Source organism: Hydrogenibacillus sp. N12, from assembly GCF_019645935.1.
Taxonomy (GTDB): Bacteria; Bacillota; Bacilli; order Thermicanales; family DSM-22653; genus Hydrogenibacillus; species Hydrogenibacillus schlegelii.
The window spans coordinates 1,262,880-1,281,169 of record NZ_CP080953.1 but is presented as its reverse complement, the minus strand read 5'-3'; the positions used below and the strand labels follow the sequence as shown (position 1 = coordinate 1,281,169).

The 18,290-nt window shown below is 63.7% G+C and carries 18 protein-coding genes; 5 read left to right on the top strand and 13 right to left on the bottom strand.

Annotated elements, in window-relative coordinates; all coding sequences use genetic code 11:
• Positions 1–53: 53 nt before the first annotated feature.
• The 6 genes from K2M58_RS05975 to K2M58_RS05950 form a co-directional block, all read right to left on the bottom strand.
• Positions 54–212, bottom strand: a complete 159-nt coding sequence (locus K2M58_RS05975; protein ID WP_220678688.1) for a hypothetical protein — start codon at positions 210–212, stop codon at positions 54–56.
• 110 nt (positions 213–322) lie between these two features.
• On the bottom strand, positions 323–1,354 hold the full coding sequence (locus tag K2M58_RS05970; protein WP_220678687.1) for an ABC transporter ATP-binding protein: 1,032 nt from the start codon (positions 1,352–1,354) through the stop codon (positions 323–325).
• Entirely contained in the window at positions 1,351–2,352 is a 1,002-nt protein-coding gene (locus K2M58_RS05965; protein ID WP_220678686.1) for an ABC transporter ATP-binding protein, read from the bottom strand. Before K2M58_RS05965 ends, K2M58_RS05970 begins: the two co-directional genes overlap by 4 nt.
• A 22-nt stretch (positions 2,353–2,374) precedes the next feature.
• On the bottom strand, positions 2,375–3,217 hold the full coding sequence (locus K2M58_RS05960; RefSeq protein ID WP_220678685.1) for an ABC transporter permease: 843 nt from the start codon (positions 3,215–3,217) through the stop codon (positions 2,375–2,377).
• Positions 3,214–4,191 (bottom strand): ABC transporter permease, encoded by a 978-nt coding sequence (locus K2M58_RS05955; protein WP_220678684.1) that lies wholly within the window; start codon positions 4,189–4,191, stop codon positions 3,214–3,216. The genes K2M58_RS05960 and K2M58_RS05955 overlap by 4 nt, the downstream gene beginning before the upstream one ends.
• A gap of 78 nt (positions 4,192–4,269) precedes the next feature.
• Positions 4,270–6,111, bottom strand: a complete 1,842-nt coding sequence (locus tag K2M58_RS05950; RefSeq protein WP_220678683.1) for an ABC transporter substrate-binding protein — start codon at positions 6,109–6,111, stop codon at positions 4,270–4,272.
• Positions 6,112–6,358: 247 nt separating this feature from the next.
• Between K2M58_RS05950 and K2M58_RS05945 the strand changes: the two genes are divergently transcribed.
• From K2M58_RS05945 to K2M58_RS05935, 4 genes are all read left to right on the top strand, one after another.
• Positions 6,359–6,535, top strand: coding sequence for a hypothetical protein (locus K2M58_RS05945; protein WP_220678937.1), 177 nt, complete (start codon positions 6,359–6,361; stop codon positions 6,533–6,535).
• Positions 6,536–6,810: 275 nt separating this feature from the next.
• Positions 6,811–7,116, top strand: coding sequence for a hypothetical protein (locus tag K2M58_RS12605; RefSeq protein ID WP_252393552.1), 306 nt, complete (start codon positions 6,811–6,813; stop codon positions 7,114–7,116).
• 532 nt (positions 7,117–7,648) lie between these two features.
• Positions 7,649–7,783: a hypothetical protein gene (locus tag K2M58_RS12870; RefSeq protein ID WP_273155033.1), complete on the top strand. Its 135-nt coding sequence runs from the start codon at positions 7,649–7,651 to the stop codon at positions 7,781–7,783.
• 17 nt (positions 7,784–7,800) lie between these two features.
• The gene (locus K2M58_RS05935; RefSeq protein ID WP_220678681.1) at positions 7,801–8,322 is read left to right on the top strand and encodes a hypothetical protein; all 522 of its coding nucleotides are present in this window, start codon (positions 7,801–7,803) and stop codon (positions 8,320–8,322) included.
• A gap of 211 nt (positions 8,323–8,533) precedes the next feature.
• Here K2M58_RS05935 and K2M58_RS05930 read toward each other — a convergent pair whose 3' ends face one another.
• From K2M58_RS05930 to K2M58_RS05900, 7 genes are all read right to left on the bottom strand, one after another.
• Positions 8,534–8,977, bottom strand: coding sequence for a YdcF family protein (locus K2M58_RS05930; protein ID WP_252393551.1), 444 nt, complete (start codon positions 8,975–8,977; stop codon positions 8,534–8,536).
• A gap of 29 nt (positions 8,978–9,006) precedes the next feature.
• Positions 9,007–9,264, bottom strand: a complete 258-nt coding sequence (locus K2M58_RS05925) for a YdcF family protein (protein ID WP_220678679.1) — start codon at positions 9,262–9,264, stop codon at positions 9,007–9,009.
• A 403-nt stretch (positions 9,265–9,667) separates the two neighbouring features.
• Positions 9,668–11,143 (bottom strand): sensor histidine kinase, encoded by a 1,476-nt coding sequence (locus tag K2M58_RS05920; RefSeq protein WP_220678678.1) that lies wholly within the window; start codon positions 11,141–11,143, stop codon positions 9,668–9,670.
• Position 11,144: 1 nt separating this feature from the next.
• Positions 11,145–11,888, bottom strand: coding sequence for a response regulator transcription factor (locus K2M58_RS05915; protein ID WP_220678677.1), 744 nt, complete (start codon positions 11,886–11,888; stop codon positions 11,145–11,147).
• Positions 11,889–12,001: 113 nt separating this feature from the next.
• On the bottom strand, positions 12,002–12,604 hold the full coding sequence (locus K2M58_RS05910) for a ferric reductase-like transmembrane domain-containing protein (RefSeq protein WP_220678676.1): 603 nt from the start codon (positions 12,602–12,604) through the stop codon (positions 12,002–12,004).
• Positions 12,605–13,650: 1,046 nt separating this feature from the next.
• Entirely contained in the window at positions 13,651–14,424 is a 774-nt protein-coding gene (locus K2M58_RS05905) for a hypothetical protein (RefSeq protein ID WP_220678675.1), read from the bottom strand.
• A 131-nt stretch (positions 14,425–14,555) separates the two neighbouring features.
• Entirely contained in the window at positions 14,556–17,162 is a 2,607-nt protein-coding gene (locus K2M58_RS05900; RefSeq protein ID WP_220678674.1) for an S-layer homology domain-containing protein, read from the bottom strand.
• A 214-nt stretch (positions 17,163–17,376) separates the two neighbouring features.
• Between K2M58_RS05900 and dat the strand changes: the two genes are divergently transcribed.
• Positions 17,377–18,231, top strand: coding sequence for a D-amino-acid transaminase (dat, locus tag K2M58_RS05895; protein ID WP_220678673.1), 855 nt, complete (start codon positions 17,377–17,379; stop codon positions 18,229–18,231).
• Positions 18,232–18,290 lie beyond the last annotated feature (59 nt).

Below are 18,290 nucleotides of genomic sequence, written 5' to 3'. Positions count from 1 at the left end.
TAAAGCCGCCCCGCACCGGGCCCCTGCTCGGCCACCGTCGCCGGCACCGCATCTTACCGCTCGCGGCGGATCACCAGGGCGATCGAACCGACCGCCAGGGCGATGGCCAGGGCGACGACTCCGGCGTAGCGCGGTTCGTACCAGAACCAAAACCATAAAATGCCGAGCACGACGACCAGCCAATTGAAAACGAGTGCAAGCCGCTGCTTCACCGTCTCCCCGTCCCGAACCGTTAACCGGATTGTCTGACGCGACTTCCGAAGCGCCTTCGTACCTCCGAAGCCCTTCACGCGTCTTAAGTCCATTCTGAGCCGTTCGCTTCTTACCCGATGATCGCCTTCAGCTCGGCGGTGATCGCCTCCGACCGGTGGCAGGCCACCATATGTCCCGGCCGAATCTCCCGTAGCCTGGGCAGCTCGACGCGACACCGCGCTTCGGCAAACGGACAGCGATCCGCAAACGAGCAGGCGACCGCCTCCGCGTTTGTTCCGACGAACCGTTCAAGCGTATCTCCGTGCGGTTCCCAGTGCTCTTCTGCATCGAGACCCGGCCACCTCCTCGCCGGAGCCGCAGTCTGGGGGAGCCTCGGGCTCGACGCCAAAAGGAGGGCCGTATACGGGTGCTGCGGCATGGAGAGCACGTCTCGTCCGGGGCCGAATTCCGTGATCCGCCCCCGATAGAGGACCAGGAGCCGCCCCTTTTCCTCCGTAAAAAAGCGCGCCGCCCCGAGATCATGCAAGATCAACGCCGTCGCGATGCCGTGCTCCACGTCCAGGGTTTTAAAAAGCGAGATGATCGCCGCCCGTATCGACATGTCGACCATGCTGACCGGCTCATCGGCGACGAGAAGCCGGGGCCAAACGGTCAAAGCCCGGGCGATGGCGAGCCGCTGTCTCCCGCCACCAGAGAGATGGTGCGGATATTTGTCCAAAAAATACTCCGGCGGCGTCAGGCCGACCAGCCGAAGCAGGAAACGCACACGCCCGTCGATGTCTTTTTCCCGTGCCGCAAGTCTGAGCGGATCGGCCAGGATCTGCCGGATCGTCTTCGCGGGATGAAGCGAGGCATACGGGTCCTGATGGACGTACTGGATCGCCCTCCGAAACTGACGCAGGGTCCGCGATGAAAGCGGCTGCCCAAACCAGCGGACTTCGCCTTCCGTCGCCTGTTCCAGTCCGGTGATGAGGCGGGCGAGCGTCGTTTTACCCGACCCGCTTTCTCCGACGATCGCCAGGCGGTCGCCGGCCCCGATTGCCAGTTCGATGCCGGTAAGCGCCCAGAACTTCTTCCTCCGCCAGAACGGCCCGCGGACAAAGGCTTTTCCCGCCTTCACAAGCTCTACGACCGGCGTCACCGCCCTCCCCCCTCTCCGGCTGACCGGTTTGGGTCGGACGGATCATACAAAAAGCAGCGGACCCGCCCGGTCCGAAGCTCGTAAAGCTCCGGACGAACCACCCGGCAGCGTTCCCACGCCTTCGGACAGCGCGGATGAAATCGACAGCCGGGCGGCGGATGGAGCAAGCTAGGCGCCTCCCCCGGGATCGAGCGGATCGATCGAGCATCGGCATCGATCGACAGGATGGATCCCAGAAGCCCGCGGGTATACGGATGGGCCGGCTCTGAAAACAGCGCCGACGTCGGTCGATGCTCGATCAGCTCGCCGGCATAGATAACCGCGACGTCGTCCGCCAACTCGGCGGCGATGGTGATATCGTGCGTGACCAGGAGCAAGGTCATCGTATTGTCGTCCCTTAACGCCTTCAAAAGCGCCACGATCCGCGCCTGCGTCACGACGTCGAGGGCGGACGTCGGCTCGTCGAGGATGAGCAGCTTCGGCTTGAACAAAAGGGCCAGCGCGATCAGGACCCGCTGTTTCATCCCGCCGGAGAGCTGATGCGGATACGCCGCCAGCACCGGATCGGTCGGAAGGTGGACCCGGTGGAGTGTCTCCCGCGCCCGACGGCGGATCTCCTCGTCTCTCCATGGGAGATCATGCGCCCGCACCGTATCCCGGAAATGCTCGAAAACGGTCAGCGTCGGATTGAGCGACTGCTGCGCCGCCTGCGGAACGTACGCGATCTCCCGCCAGCGGAGCCGGCGAAAGGCTTCCCGTTCCAGGGAAAGCAGGTCTTGGCCCCGATACCGGATCTCCCCCGACCGAACCCGGGCGTTCGGCGGGAGCGTCCGGGTGATCGCCTCGATGATCGTGCTCTTTCCGGAAGCGCTCTCTCCGACGATCGCCGTCGCCCGCCCGGCGGTGACCGAAAAACTGACGTCGTGCGCGGCGTGGACGTCCCCTTCCCGGACAACGTACACCACATCGAGGTGCCGGATCTCCAGCAGTCGCTCCACGAAACGTAAACCCTCCCGGCCTTCACTCATACGAACGAAGCCGCGGCTGAAAGACTTCCTCGACGCCCTGGGCGAGGAGGATGCCGCCGAACACGAGCAATAAAATGTTACCGACGACAAAAAACACGTAATGATACCCTTCCGTCGTATAAAGGGCGCCGGCCTGATAAAGCGCGTAGTTCAGCATCACGCCCCAGTGGGTCGGATCAAATTTGGCCAGCCCGAGGAACATGAGGCCGACCGAAAACTCGAGCGCCGCCTTCAATTGCAGCACGAAATACACGAAAAGATACGGCACCAGCAATCTCAGGATGTCGCTGAAGAGAATGTAGTGAAGCGGCATGCCGAGCAGCCGGGACGCCTCGACGAACTCGCGGGCCCGGGTGGAGAGCACCTGGGCGGCGATCTGCTTCGCGAGCGGCGCCCACAAAAAGAGCGCGATCAGCGCGGCGACCCCGACCGGCCCGAGATCGACGTTCATCAAAAACGCCGCCAGGATGAGGAGCGCCGGGAAGGTCGGCACGACGAGGAACACCGTGATCACCGCATCCAGCAGCCAGCCGGCGCCTCCGCCGAGGTACCCCCGCGCCACGCCGACCAGTGCGCCGAGCGCGACGGCGAAGAGGCTGGCCAGAAGCGTCACCCCGACGACGGAGCCGGCGCCGTGGACGATCTGGGCAAAAATGTCCACCCCAAAATAGTCCGTCCCGAACGGATGTCGGAGCGACGGCTTCTGATACCGCTCGGCAAAATTTGAGCTTAGATCGAGCGGCACCAGCCAGCGCCCGAACACCGCCATCGCCCCGTAGATCAAGAGGATGATGAGCCCCGCCCGGGCCTTCCGATTGACCCAGATCGCCCTCATCGCTTTCTCACCCGCGGGTCAATGAGCGCATAGACGGCGTCGGCCAGCACCGTCGCCAGAAGGACGCCGATCACGATCAGACTAAACAACCCGGTCATCAGCCCGTAGTCCCGAACCGCGATCGCCTTGGCAAAGTAAAAGCCGATGCCCGGATAATTAAACACCGTCTCGACAAGCGTATGCCCGCCGAGCATATAGCCGAGGCCGATGGCGAGGCTCGCAACGAGCGGCAAAAGGGCGTTTGTGCGGATATACCGCCCGGCGATCGTCCGATCTTTCAGGCCCCGCACTTCGGCGAAGCGGATAAAATCTTCCCCGAGCACTTGGGTCGTGTTGCCGCGCATCGCCAGCGTCCACGACGCCAGTTGCGGAAGCGCCGTCGCCATCAGCGGGCCGGCGGCATGGCGAAGGACCGACAGGACAAACGTGAGCGACGCTTCCGGCGTGACGTCGATCGGATACGCCCCTCCGAGGGGCAGCCAGTGAAGCCGGACGGAAAACAAAAACAAAATCACGAGCGCCAGAATAAACGGCGGCATCGCCTGAAACAGCGTCGCCCCACCGGTGATCAGCGACTCCCACACCGTCCCCCGCTTTTGCGCGGCAACCGCCCCGATGTAGGCGCCCAGGAAAAAGCTGACGAGCGTGGCGCCGGAGATAACGAGAAGCGTCCACGGCAGCGCTTCCGCAATGATCGAACGCACGGGCGTCTTAAAATAAATGGAATAACCGAAATCCCCGCGCACAAGCCCCTGAAAAAAACTCCAGTAGTTGCCCCACACGTTTTCGCGCGGTTCATAGCCAAGCAGGCGATGGGCCAGTTCCATCGCCTGCTCCAGGGAAATGTTTCGCTCCTGAGCGATGCTGACCGCCAGGCTGTACGCCGCATCCCCCGGCATAAAAGCGACGAGGAAAAAAACACCCGTCAGGGCCAGCCAGGCGACGAGCACAATATACGCCAGTCGGAGCGCCACCGTCTCCCCCCTTCTTCGGTGCCACCGCCGCGATGGTTCGCGACGGGTTATCGGGCCCGCAGCGGGTGATGCTGCGGTTTATTTTGTTTTCGGCTGAAGCTGCCCGGACATCGCCAGCACGACGTATACGCGCTCGATCCCGCCCGGCGCGAGCGTCCAGAGCGGGTCATTGTCTTCCGGCCAGCCCGCAAACCGGCTGGTGTTATAGTAAATCGGCAAAACCTTTTCATAAAGCGGGACGACCGGGAGCGCTTCGTGGGTCAACCGCGCCAGCGCGACGATCTTCTCCGACGCATCATCGCCGGTCGGGTTTTTCAAGAGTTCTGCCGCCAGCTTCGAAGGGGAAGATCCCGCCAGAAGCGGCGAAGGCTCGTCGGCGGGAAAACCGGTCGCTTTCGCCACATCGCCCCGGTAGAGCCGGTCAAATCCGGTGGCCGGATGCGGAAAGCCCCACCACGCCGAACCGAAGTCGATCGCCGCCTCAAAATTGCCGCCCAGAATCACCTGATCCCGCATCCCTTCCGGGATGAGCTTCAGGTCGACGTCGAAGCCAAAGCGCTTGAGTTCCTCGACGACTTCCCGCGCCGCCAGCACCCAGTCGTTGTGCGGTCCGTAGACCGAGACGGTAAACCGGACCGGCGCGCCCTGGGGCGTCTTCCACCGGCTGCCGTCCTTTTGATAGCCGGCTTCCCGAAGCAGATTCTCCGCCTGCGCGGGATCGTGGCGGTACGGCGTCAGCTTATCTTTTTCCGCCTCCGGCAGATAGCGCCCTGTGGCGCTGGCCAAAATCCCGGTCGCCGGATCGCCCTCATAGCTCCGGGCCTGCCACGCGGAAATGTCCCGCACCTTATCCCGGTCGAGGACGAACGCGATCGCCTTTCGCAGCGCATCATCTTGAAAGAGCGGCTTCCGGAAGTTAAAGAGGAGCGCCACATCGGAGAGATCCGAGACGCTCATCACCCGAAGCGCCGGATTTTGCGCCGCCATCCCCTCGACGACGTCTTTGGGCATAAGCGGATGGGCGGCGTCGAGTTCATTGGCGACGAGCGCCCCCCAGACGAACTCGTTGGACGACCAGTTTCTAAACACGATACGGCTTACGGTCGACGTGCCCGCCTCCCAGTGATGCGGATTGCGCTCCAAGACGAAATCGGTCTGCGTCAACCGCTTCGGAAGGTAGGCGCCGACCGAAGGAACATTGCCGGCATCTTTAAACGGCTGATAGGCGTCGATGGCCTCCTTGAGCGCTTTCAGTTTGTCTTCGTACGCGCTTTTCTTTGCCGCGTCGACCGTCTCGCCGGCCGATTCCTGCGCGAAAATTTCCTTGCCGAGCCGGGCCACTTCTTCCGCCTGCGGCAAAAACCGATCGTAAAGCGCTTTCGGCGCTAGAGCCGGAATCGCCGCGTTCGTGAGGAGCGTATAGAGAAACGCGTTCGGATCGACATCCGAACGGAGATGAAAGACGACCGTCTGCGAATCCGGGGCTTCCACAGCTTCGATCTCATACGGCCAGGACCAGAGCGCCTGAATCATCGTCACCGTCGAGACCACGTCGTCGGATGTAAACGGCGTCCCGTCGCTCAGTTTGACGCCATCTCGGAGGGTGACGCGAACCGCCTGTCCCTCCACCGACCACTCCTTGGCCAAGCGTGGGACGTACTGTTCGGTCGCCGGGATGTAATGAGCGAACGGTTCGTAGATCAGCCACCAGGCGCCGCCGACGCCGCCCGGACCGAAGGGATTGCCGTGAAACGGATAGGGCCACGTCGTCGCCAGGCGGAGTTCTGCCCCGGCACCGGTGCGCTCGGCCTGGGTGCTGCCCAGTGCTTCCGGTTTGCCGGCGTCTCCCGACCCGCAGCCGGCCAGCATGGCAAACCCCACCATCACAAGCGCACGCAAAAGGGCGAGCTTCCGTCTCACCGTATCCCCCCCTTTTATTCACGTTTTAAACCCTAACACACCCCAATCATACCACATTCGAATCGGTGATAAGAACGCTTTCTTCTGTCGTCTGATCCGGCTTTCAGTTGAAGGAAACGCCATATACCCCAACGTGCATGAAGGCGCTATACTTCAAAGTGTATGAAGGCGCTATACTTCAAAGTGAAGGCGTTAACAATTCGACCATTTATTCGGCCGAACGATGAACCTTAAGGAGGCCACCCCCATGAAAAAGATCGTCGTGATCGGTGATCGGGTCCGGTTTTTCCGGATAGACGGCGGCCTTGTTTTTGCGGAAAGACCTCCGCGACCGGGCGAAAGTGACGATGATCACCCCGGCGGCGCGGTTTACCTACCAGCCGTCCTCGTCTGGGGCGGGGCCTTCGCGACCGGACGGAAGTGATGTGGGTCTCGAACGAACCCGCCCTCGGCGATTTCGGCGTCGACGGCCTCAACTGGCCGAGCCGGCGAACCCGCCGGAGCGCCTCCTCGGCCGCCTGGGAGAGCCGTTCCAGACGCTCCCGGATCGGACCTTCCTCGACCGCCGGCTCGATCGACTGGAGCACAAAAAAAGCTGTAGGTCCGCTGCCCGATCTCGTCGTGCAGCTCCCGGGCGAGCCGGCGCCGCTCCTCCACCTCCGCCCGCATCGTCTCCTGGACGAGGAGCACCCGCTCCCGATGCTCCTCCCGCCGGAGGATAAGCTCCGGTTTACGCAGTACGAGGGTAAAGCGCTTCTCTCCATCAAGGGTGAATTTTTCCACGGTCATCTGAAAATACCCTTTGAAAATGCCCTTGGTCATCTGAAAATGCCCTTCCCAACCTTCGTACACCGTCATGTGCGCTTCACACACCGGAAGGGCATCGTCATGGATGAGAATGCACTGTTCTTCGCCGGGGAGGACCGGCCGATGGCGGCAATGCGAACAGTAGGAGACCGTCTCCCCGACACAAGGCCCATCTGCCGGTCGGCCAAAGCGTTCTGATAGAGCCCCCGCCGCCTTTCGCCCATCACGATGACGCCTTTCGAAAACCGGTCGAGCACCGCCGCAAGCAGGCGTAAGGGCGGCGAAGCCGCCGGTTCCGGCGCAAACCGGTCGATCCGAGGGAACGGAAGCCGGATCCGCCGCCCCCCGCCGCCCTTCAAAGTCGTCCGGTCGTTCCCCCCGCGGCTTTCCGGAGCACGCCGATCTTCCTCGCCCATCGCCGTCCCATCCTTCTTCCCCTTTTGTGCCGACGCTCGAGCCTATCGTACCATGAAACGCCGGGAAAAAACGGGCGGGCTCTGTCCCACACCGCCGATCGGACAATGCCATATGGTAAGAGCGAAAGGAGGTGCAGCGCATGACCCACGCCGGAACGCCGTATGTCGGCGGTATGAGCCTGTTTGCCTTCGCGATCGTCATCTACGTTCTCCTCGTCATCGTCCTCGATGGTCGTTGGTGGGCGGCGTAATCATCTCGTCGCCGCCGCGCTGCCGAAGGCGGCCGAGGAGACGCCGCAAAGGAGGTGACTGTGATGGCCTTCGCTTCGGCTCAGGCGGGCACGACCCCGGCCGTGACCTACGGCTACGGCGTCGGCAGCGTCTTCGCCTTCGCCGTCGTCATCTACGTCCTGCTCGTCATCATCCTTCGGGCCGGCATCATCGCCTGAAGGACAATGGGACCCCTATGATTGAAAAACCGGGAAAGCTTCGGCTTTCCCGGTTTTTGATTCGCTTCGCGGCCCTTACACACGTTCCTTCGCGTCCAGCACGCCGGGAGAGACAAACCTTGTCGGCCACAAAACCCGTCGGTCGATGTGGCGCATCGGAAAACGCCGGTACAAAAAGGGCGACATGGCCCGATCCTTTCTTCTACGGCACGGATCGGTTCGGAGATGATAAGCAGTATTCTTTTATCCTCGTTATAACAAATATTTTTGTTATATTTTTTTATGAACACCTTAATCTCATTAATCAAATAGAAAAAGAACGCCATTTTCCCGTAAGTGATGGAATAGTTCATATTTTCAATAACCACATGACCGTTTGTTGCAAAGAAGTGACACCGATTCTGAATGGAATAGCCTATCGGCTCTATTTTAAAATGGGTTCTTTTCCCAGCAACAATTCTTCAAGACGATCGATTAAATCCGCGATTGTTAAACAAAATAATTATTTTTTTATTTCTACATGGTCTTTTTTGTTATAGAAAGAAATGCTTGCATCCCAGGTAAAGCGTTCGCAATCCGGCGTTTCCGTTGCATCTTCCGAGGATTCCTCCAATAACTGAATTTTTACGCCCATAGACATCCTCCTTCTGATCCCCTCGAGCACCGGACGCCATGCGCTGAAGCGCGGATCTTCGCCCATGGCCCTGGCGCTTCAGCGGCCGAAGGCAGGAAGCGCCATCCGGGCACCCCTCAAACCGGTTCATCGCCGTTTTCGCCCGCCATTTCCGTCATCCGGATCGCCAGGCAGCGAAAGGCGTTCAGATAAATCGCCGGCACTTCCCGGATGGTGCCGACGATCTCTTCCGGCCAGGCCTCAGGCGCGACCGCGCCGGCATACGACGCTGGGATCCCGAGACAGCGGGCGAGGAGCATGGCGCGAAACAGATGAAACCGGCTCGAGACGATGAGCATCCGGCCGGCGCCGTCGGACCCCGGCGCCGAAGTCGGCCGATCCGGCCCCGCCCCATCCCGCCGAACGGCTTCATTTTCTCCCCGCCGGACGGTTTCCCGATAGAGCGCCCGAGCGTTCAGAAGGTTTTCGAGCGTCGTCGACGACGCCGTCTCTGCCAGCACCGCCTCCGGCGGTACACCAAGGGCGATGAGATACGCCCGTCCGGCCTCCCCTTCCGACACCGGCTCCGTCGGTCCCCGGCCGCCGGTGGTCACGATATAAGCGGCGCGTACCCTTCGCGGTACAAGCGCGCCGCCTCTTTGAGGCGCGAAGCGTACACGGGCCGCGGGCCTGCGTCCCCGACTTGAGCCCCGAGCACGACGATGGCGTCAGCCGCCTCCGGCCGAATCCACGTCGGATAAAAGACGACCGCTCCTTCGGTCAGGAGGAAAAGCGCCATCGATGCCGCGAGTAAAACGCGGAACGCCCGCCGCCTCGGCGCCTTCCGCCGATCTTCTCGGCGTCTCATGCCTTCCCGAATGTTTTTAACTCCTTTCGTTAGACGTTGACAAATCGTTAGACGTTGACAAAACATAACCGATCGCGCAGACGCCGGTCAGAATCCAGATCCACGCACGATCCGTCGGCTTCTCGGCAGGGATGCCTTCGGTGCTCCCGAAGCGATACGGAATCGCCGCTTGAGAAGCGAGAATAGGCGGCTGTTTTTTCCTCCTATCCTTCGGTCGGAAGGGTGAGAAGCGGCTCAGGTTCGGTCGAAAAGGCATATGCGTCGCCCGTTCGATCGGACGGCAGGACAGGACCCTTCAAAAGCGCACCGGACAGAAACATCGCGATCGTAAGCGCGATTACCATCACGCCGACAAGCCACATTCCACGACGGCGTGACGCCGAATGGCGTTCGGACAAGGATCTCACCTCGATTTCACGTGTGGGCTCAAGGATCCCAAAGCCGCATCCGATTCGACACCTCCCCCTTCGTCGTCGCAAAGCACGATCGTAACCTCCGCTCCGCCGCTCGACCGGTTGGCGGCGACGATCGAACCGCCGTGGGCTTCGACGAAGCCTTTGGCGATGGCGAGCCCCAGACCCGTCCCGCCGTCCTTGCGCGACCGACCTTTGTCGCTCCGGTAAAAGCGCTCAAAGACGTACGGCAGATCCTCCGGGGAAAAACCCGGTCCCCGGTCCCGGATGGCAAGGGAGAGGCATGGCCCCTCCCCCCGGCCGTCGATCTCAATCGTCTCCCCCGGCGGCGTAACCTTTAAGGCATTGCCGAAGACGTTCACGAGCACCTGTTCCATTCGCGCCCGGTCGATGAACGCCCAAAGAGGCCGCGGACGGAAGGTCGCCCGCACCTCGACGCCGGCGTCTTCGATCGCCGGTTGAAAGGCAGCCAGCACCTTTTCCGCCAGCGCCGCCAGGTCCGTCCGTTCCCGGTGAAGGGGGAGCTTGCCGGCATCGGCAAGCGATAGATTCTGCAGGTCCTGAAGGATGTGCCCCATCCGGAGCGCCTCATCGTGTAAAAGGGCCAGCCGCTCCGGCGTCGCCGCCCGGGGATTTTCCAGCATCGCTTCCAGGTGGCCCCGCATGATCGAGACCGGTGTCCGGAGCTCGTGGGCCACATCGGCGATCAAATTTTTGCGCACCGCCTCCAGGCGATCGATTTCGTCCGCCATGTGGTTGAACGCCCGGGCGAGCTCGGCGATCTCATCCCGGCCTTCCGCCCGAGCCCGGACGCTCCGGTCGCCCCGGGCCAGAGCGCGAATCGCCGCCTCCAGCGCCTGAAGGGGGCGCGTCGTCCGGGAAGCCAGCCCGGCGCCGAAAAAAAGCGCCAGCCCGAGGGAGATGCCGGCGCTCAGCCAGACGGCGCGGCCCACCGACCGTTTGAACGTCGCCTCCAGGGCCGTAAGACGCTCTGAGGCCGGCGAGGTGGCAAGAAGATAACCGACGACGGCGCCGCGAACGGCGATCGGCCGGCCCTGCGCCCGCACCGTCGCCGGATCCAGCCGCGCGCCAAGCGCTTCGCCGCGGCTGTCGGCGACGACGACGCCGTCGGCGTCGACGACCCGGTACCGCTCGATCGGTGGCCCCGCCATCCACCGCTCCGGCCGCTCGAAGGACCGGCTCCCCGGGGGCCGGACCCCATCCCCGGGCAGCCGACCGCTTCGGTTGACGAAGCCGAGCCACCGGTCGACGCCCGCCCAGCTTCCGTGACGGGCATAGTAGTCGGCCAATGCTTCGACGAGGGCATCGGTTCGGACCGACCGGATCGCCTGGGTAAAGCGGGCGGTGCTTCGTTCGAGCAAGGCCGAGGCGACGAAACCGACGAGGACGGTGGAAAAGAGCGCGACGGCGGAAAAGGCGAGCACAAGCCGCGTCCCGAACCGCACGTCATCCGTCCCCTCCAAACTTGTACCCGACGCCATAGACGGTCAGGATGAGCTTCGGCTGCGACGGAACATCTTCGATTTTTTTCCGCAAATTGCTCACGTGCGTGTCGAGCACGCGGTCGTAACCGATATAGGCGTCGCCGAGAATTTCCAGAAGCTGCATGCGGGTAAAGACTTTCTTCGGGTGGCGGACGAAGGCCTCGAGCAGCTTGAATTCCGTCGGCGTCAGAGCAATCTTTTTTTCGTTTTTATAAACTTCCATGCGCTCCGGAAAGACGACAAGGGGTCCGGCGCGAAGCACCTCTTCGCCGGGCGAGGCGTCCGTCGATCCGGTCGTCGTCGCGGCGGAAAGCGGAACGGCGGTAAAGCGACCGGATGCTCCTTTTTGAAAACGACGCAACACGACGCGGATTCGCGCGACGAGCTCCCGCAGGCTAAACGGCTTGGTGAGATAATCGTCGGCGCCGAGTTCCAAGCCGAGGACCTTATCCGCTTCTTCCGCTTTGGCGGTGAGCAGAATGACGGGAATGTCGGCGGTTTTTCGAAGCTCGCGCAGGATGTCGAAACCGTTCTGTCCCGGCATGAGCACATCGAGGACGATGAGATCCGGGCGCTCGGAAAGCGCCGCCTGAAGCGCCTGAATCCCGTCCGTGAGGCCGACGGCCCAAAAGCCTTCTGCGCGCAAATATTCGACGATCATATCCACGAGCTTCGGCTCATCGTCGACGACGAGGATTTTGTCCACCGATTTCCCCTTCTTTTCCCCTTCTTTCTGCCCCTCATCATAACCCAAATTCCCATCACGGCCAAACGTGGCCGAAACAACGCCGGACCGCAGCGAGACCAGGCCGGTCGCGATCATCTTCGGCGAGCTGGAGGTGCCTGGGGGAGATTTTCTCTCGCTTTCGGTTTGGTCGAGAACACGAACTGCAACAAAGCCAACAAAGCGATAATTCCGACGGTGGCTTCGTAAAAGACGATGGCCCAAAGCGCCTGGCTATCGGTGCCGGCAAACACGCCGTGAAAAAAAGCGAGTAAAAATGTCGGATAAGAAAGAAGGTGGAACTTGCGCCACATGGCTTGGCCAATGACCTTGACGGCGCCGGAGGTGACCATCACGATGATGAGACCGTAGAAGGCGAAAATGCCCAAACCGTAGACCGCCGATCGGGCATCGGCGAACGAGGGGAAAACGATCGCCGTCCAGGGAAAAGGCATGGTTGGGTCGATCGACAAAAGAAGCATATGGCCCAAAAGAAAACCGAGGCCCCATCGGGCCCCTTGGCGGTGGACAATGTTCAGGGTGCCGCGGAGTTTACCCGGAACAAAGGGCAACGAGGCAAGCATTCCGGCCGCCACGGTCAAAAACAGCCAGACATAGGCGGAAAAGCCGAAGGCGCGAATGAGCGGCCAAATCGGCCAGGTCTCGATCCATGCGCGGAAGGCGTCCTCCCCATTCAATGAGCGTCTCTCCCTCAGCCGGTTGATTCGGCGACTGCCGCTGGCGAACAGACCATCCAGGCCAGCAAAGCGTTCTTCTGAAAGACGGACGGTTTTAAGAGACGCGCGTACGGACCTTACGCGAGAAAGGGGCGCTGGACGCCGGCACCCGATCGGTCGAAGGGGGCATCGACTTTAGCGTCGGGAGTTGAGCCGACTCGTCATCGGCGGCGTCCGGGAGCAGGCGACTTTCCGTCGGATGGTCCAACGCTCGGTCTTCGACGGGCCCGTCGTCGGCGGAAACGGAAACGGCCGAATCCGTTCGGGCGTGGACGGCGTCTTCATGTTGGACGGCGGCGTAGCCGGCGCCGAAGGTCAGAGAAGCGGCGAAAGCCACGGACCACTTGATTTTCCGCGCTTTGTTCACGGCAGGCCCTCCTTACCGGAAAAGCGATCGAGGGCAAAGGGACCATCGAGAACGTCAGGCTCATATATCGGACGGATCCATGAGGACAGCGCTTGCGGTCACAAGAAAAGCCAAGATCGTTCGGCGGAGGCGCCGGGCGTATGTCTCGAGCCACCGGCGGCCTTGTTCGGCTCGGAACTTCAGCGTGTTTCAACCAAATCAAAGCTCAAGGCAAAAGCGGGTTGACGCCGCGCACGCCCAGACCGTGCTCATACACCAACTGACCGCCTGCGCCGCCCACAAAGAAAATCCAGACCAAGCCCAGCAAAGCGATCATCCGATACCCGTCTCGCTGTCCGATATCTTTTCCACTGCGCCGTCCCGTGTAGCGCCAAACCGCCAGCGCGATCAGCGCCAGCGTTCCCAGGATGGCCGAAGATGGCCGAAAGTTGGTGCGGCTCGATCACAGGCGCAAGGCCGCTCTCCTCATAAAGGCGGTGGGCGATGATTCCGGTCACGACGGCCACCGGTGATGCGATCGTCGCCAGGACAAAACGGATTGGTGAAAAGAGCAGAAGACACCCGTCGCCGACCGGCGACGGGCGGGACGGGAATCGCGCAGGCCCCCGGCATGAACGGGTCGATTTGCGCTTTTCGGCGGTTACGCTTCCTGACCGGCCTTCGGCTTCGGCCGTTCGCCGCGTTTTCCGTCGTGCAAAGGCGGCACGCGGTCGACCATCGTCTCAACGCGCTGTTTGAACTTCGCGAGCGCTTGATCCGCTTGTTCCTGCGTCATCTTCCCCGCCTGCACCTGTTCATCGAGCTTTTGCTTCACCGCGTCGGTGAGGCGGGCGATGAGATCCGCCCTGGCGATGCCGTGGGCCTCGGCGATCTGGGTGAGCGACCGGCCGTTTTTCAGTTCATTTTGGAGCTCATCCGGCTGAAGGCCCAGGATGTTGGCCAGATCCGCGATGGAGGCGCGGGGGCCAAAACCGTGCGGGCCAAAGCCGCCCCGTTCAAAGCCCCGTTTAAACGGGGAGTCGTCCTTGCCCCGCGAAAACGGTTTCCCCGCCTCGGACGGCGCCTTTTCGATCCACTTCGGAAGGACGCTTTTGTACTGTTCCAACAGGGCATCGGCCCGCGCCTGATCGATCTTCCCGCTTTGGACGAGCCGATCGAGCGCTTCCTTCTTCGCCGCCACAAGCCGGTCGATGAGCGTCGCCTCGTCAACGCCGTGAGCTTTGGCGATGTCGACGAGCGACTTGCCCTGTTGAAATTCGGCCCGAAGCTCCTCCGCTGTGATGCCGAGCACATCGGCGATCGACCCTTTGGCGAGGCCAAAACCGAACCCGTAGGCATTCGCCGCACCGGCCGTCACGCCCATGGCCGCGAAAAACACGAGCGCCAGTGCCCCTTTGGCCCATCGGTTGCGCATGCCTTCTGCCTCCTTTGCATCAAGCGACCTTAAGCAAACGCCCCATCGCAAACGGCGTCCCGCGTTTTCCCGTCCACCGCTATTGTAGCCGCCGATTGTTAAAAACTTCTTCAGCGCTTCTTAAGAAAATCTTAAGATGATCCGCCGAGGATGAGGAGGTTGTAGAAGACGGCCGCCGCCTCGGCACGCGTCGCCGCCCGGTGGGGGTCGAACGCCGCTCCCGTTCCGCGCATCACGCCGGCGGCCACAACCCGCGCCACCGCCTCTCGCGCCCAGACGGGAATGGCGGCGGCATCCCGGAAGATGGGGGCGCCTTCCGTCCGAAGGCCGTCCTCCCGCGACAGGCGCGCCAGGACCTGATCGACGAGCACCGCAAGCTCCGCCCGGCTGACCGGCCGGTCGGGGCGAAACGTCCCGTCCGGATAACCCCGAAGCACCCCCAGCGCCTGAAGGCGCGCGACCGACGTTTCCGCCCATGGCGGGACGGTGTCGCGAAACGCCGGCCTGGCGGCCTCTTTCGCAGCCGGCAATCCCGTCAAACTCGGCGAAGCCGAAACGCCCGCGAGACCCGTCCGGTCGTTCGACCCCGACGGTGCCGACGATGATCCTGCCGCCGCGGCCGGCATCCCGGCCGAAACCTGCCCGCCCGTCGAAGCGGCCCCGAGCGCCCGATCGAGGAGCACCGCCGCCTCCGCCCGGGTGAGGGGCTTATCGGGGGCAAACCGACCCGGCGCGACTCCGGCGACGATCCCCCGGGCATAAAGCGCCGTAGCCGCCGGCTCCGCCCAGTGGCCGACGAGGTCGTCAAACGCCCGCACGACGACGGGGATTCGCGTTCGGGCCCCGTCGAAGTCGATTTCGATCCGTCCCGCTCCCGGTACCGCCCCGGCCACGACGGTCAGACCCTCCACCCGGGCCCATTCACCGGAAAAATCCTTCGGTGCGCCCCCTCGTCCGTCGCCCTGCCCGGCGGAAGCGGTGCCCTCCCGGACGACGGTCAGGGTGACGTTCTCCGGCGCAAGCCGGATCCGGCGACCGTCCCGGAGGCGGGCCCACACCGTAAGCGCCGTCCGTCCGCCGGGCTTAAGCGTAAGCGCCGCCGGCTCCGCCTCCAGAGCCAGCACGTCCCTTCCGCCCAGGACGCGGACCTCCAGCGTTTGCCGAACGTCGCCGACCGCGGCGGTCAGGACGTACGTCCCGCCGGTCGGGAAGCGGACCGCCGGGCCGGAAGCTTCGATCTCCGCCGGCCCCGTGGCCGACCACGTGAGCGCCTCCGTCGGAAGCGCCAGCGGATGATAGTGCGTATCGTACGCCTTGACCTCGAAGCGGACCGTCCCGCCGGCGAGGACGTCACCGCCTTTCGGCAGACGCACGATGAGTCCCCCGACCGAATCCCCCGGCGGCGCCGTGTTGAGGACGCCGATCGCCGTCGGCACCGCCCGGGGTGATCCGCCGGAGGGTCGGTTCAGCACCGCCGGCGCCGTTTCGCCGAGACGGCGGGCGACGAACGTCGCCGAACCGCCGCCGTCCAGATTGATCGCCCGGTCGGCCCCAAGCGACGCAAGGTACTGCGCCAGCTCCGGAAGCGTCATGCCGCGGCTTTCGGCCGACGCCTCGACGACGACGAGCCAGACCGTCCGCCCGGCCGCATCGATCGCAACGGCCGCCCGCGCCCGCGGCTTGTCCCCGTCGACCGCCGGGTCCACCACCGGAAGCGGCCGGCCCCCTTCGACGAGAAGGCGGTGACTTCCGACCGTCGACAGAAGGACTGGGACGCCGGACGAAGCGTCCCTCGCCTCCCCGGTCGGCGCTTCCCCCGCCTCTTCGGTGGCGGAAGCGGAAGTCGCCCCGACTCCCGCGGCCAAAGCGCCGGCCGGAACCGAAACCCGGCTGCCGTCCGGAAGCGCCATCCCGGCCCGAAGCTCCAGCCGCACCGGATCGCCGGGGGCAAAATGCGTCCGCAAAAACGCCGCCGCCGGCCCTTCACCCCAGAGGACGAAGCCGTCCGGCGGGATCGGGCTTCCGTCCGGTGCCTCGACGACGGACCGGACGACGCCGGCGGCGACGACGACCTCGACGACGTCCCGGAACCGCCCGCCGGCCCGGCCGTAGCTTTTCTCCCCCCACGCCGGCGTGTAGAGGACGATCTGCCCGGCGTGGCTCGGCCGGCCGTCCCGGGGGTCGTACGCCTCCTTGTTCACCGCCCGGATCGGGTGCGTCGAGCCGTCCGGCGCCCAGAGCGTCCCTTCAAACCAGAACGACCCGATCACCGCCCGGCCGTCCGAAAGGAGGCCAAAAACGTCCCACGTCGCCACTCCCGGCGCGCTCATCACCGTCCCGCCGTCCACCACCGGCCCGAGAGGCGCACCGATCCCCGTCAGATGGAAAAAGTCGGCGTTCACCGCCGCGATCGCCCCCTTCGCTCGGGCGAGCTCAGGCACCGGCGCCTTTCGGCCGAGCCCCTCGGCGCTCGTAAGCGGCACCAGGCGGACGAACGGGTTGGTGAGATCGATCCGGACCCCGTAGACGACGACCGGTTTTCCGGAGAGCGAAAGCGTGCGGCGGAAGGCGCTAACCCCTTCCCCGATCGGCTCTTCCCAGTCGCCGCCGGCCGCCCCGGCGACGGTCGGAAAACCGCCGCCCGCAAACACCGCCCCCGCCAGGACGACGAAAAGAAACGCCCGGACCTTTCGCCCGAGTCCGGTCCACCGCGGCCCACCGCGCCGTCTCTCCGGCATCGCTCCGCCTCTCCCTCCACGATCTCTGCATTCTTTTCCCTAACTCTTTATACGAGCGTTGGGCCGGTCCGTTGCGTACGCTCCGTCCGGCGCCCTTTTTTCCGCGGCCTTCCTTCGATATAATGAATAAAAACCGGCGCAATGCCGAGGGCGGGGCCGTCCCCGGTCGCCGTTCGCACTTGCGAAAAAACATTCAGAAAAGAGGGGACACCGGGTGCACGCTTACTGGAACGGAGAGATTCTCCCGCTGGATGCCGTCCGCGTCTCGCCGCTCGACCGGGGTTTCGTCTTCGGCGACGGCGTCTATGAAGTGATCCGCCTTTACGGCGGTCGCCTCTTTTACGCCGACCGCCACTGGGCGCGCCTCGCCCGGAGCTTGCAGGCGCTGTCCATCGCCCCGGCGCCGGATCCGGCCGCCCTGGAAGACGCCCTCCGGCAGCTCATCGCCAAGGACGGCGTCGAAGACGGCATCGCCTACGTCCAGGTCACCCGAGGCGCCGCGCCCCGGACGCACGCTTTTCCCGCGCCACCGGTCGCCCCGAGCGTCCTCGCCTATGTCCAGCCGATCCCGCGGCCGGCGTCCATCGACCGCGGCGGCCGGGCCGTCCTCTACCCGGACCTCCGCTGGCAGCGGGTCGACATCAAATCCGTCAACCTCCTCGGCAACGTCCTCGCCAAACAGCACGCGGTGGAAGCCGGTGCCGACGAAGCGATCCTCCACCGGGGCGGCCTCATCACCGAAGGGTCGAGTTCCAACGTCTTCATCGTCAAAAAAGGCATCGCCTTCACCCATCCGGCGACGCACGCCATCTTAAACGGCATCACCCGCCAGCTCGTCCTCGAACTCATGGGCGAGCTCGGCCTGCCGGTCGTCGAGCGGCCGTTTTCCATCGAGGCGCTCTGGGAAGCCGACGAAGTGTTCATCACGAGCACGATCAACGAAGTGACGCCGATCGTCGCCGTCGACGGCATCCCGATCGCCGGAGGAAAGATCGGCCCGTGGACCGCCGCTGTCCGCGCCGCGTTTTCGGACCTCGTCGAACGGGTCCGCGTCGGCGCCGGCGCCTGAAGGATGGGGGCGCCGCCCGACGGTCGACTCCGCCCGTCGGATGGGGCCGCAGCCGGCGC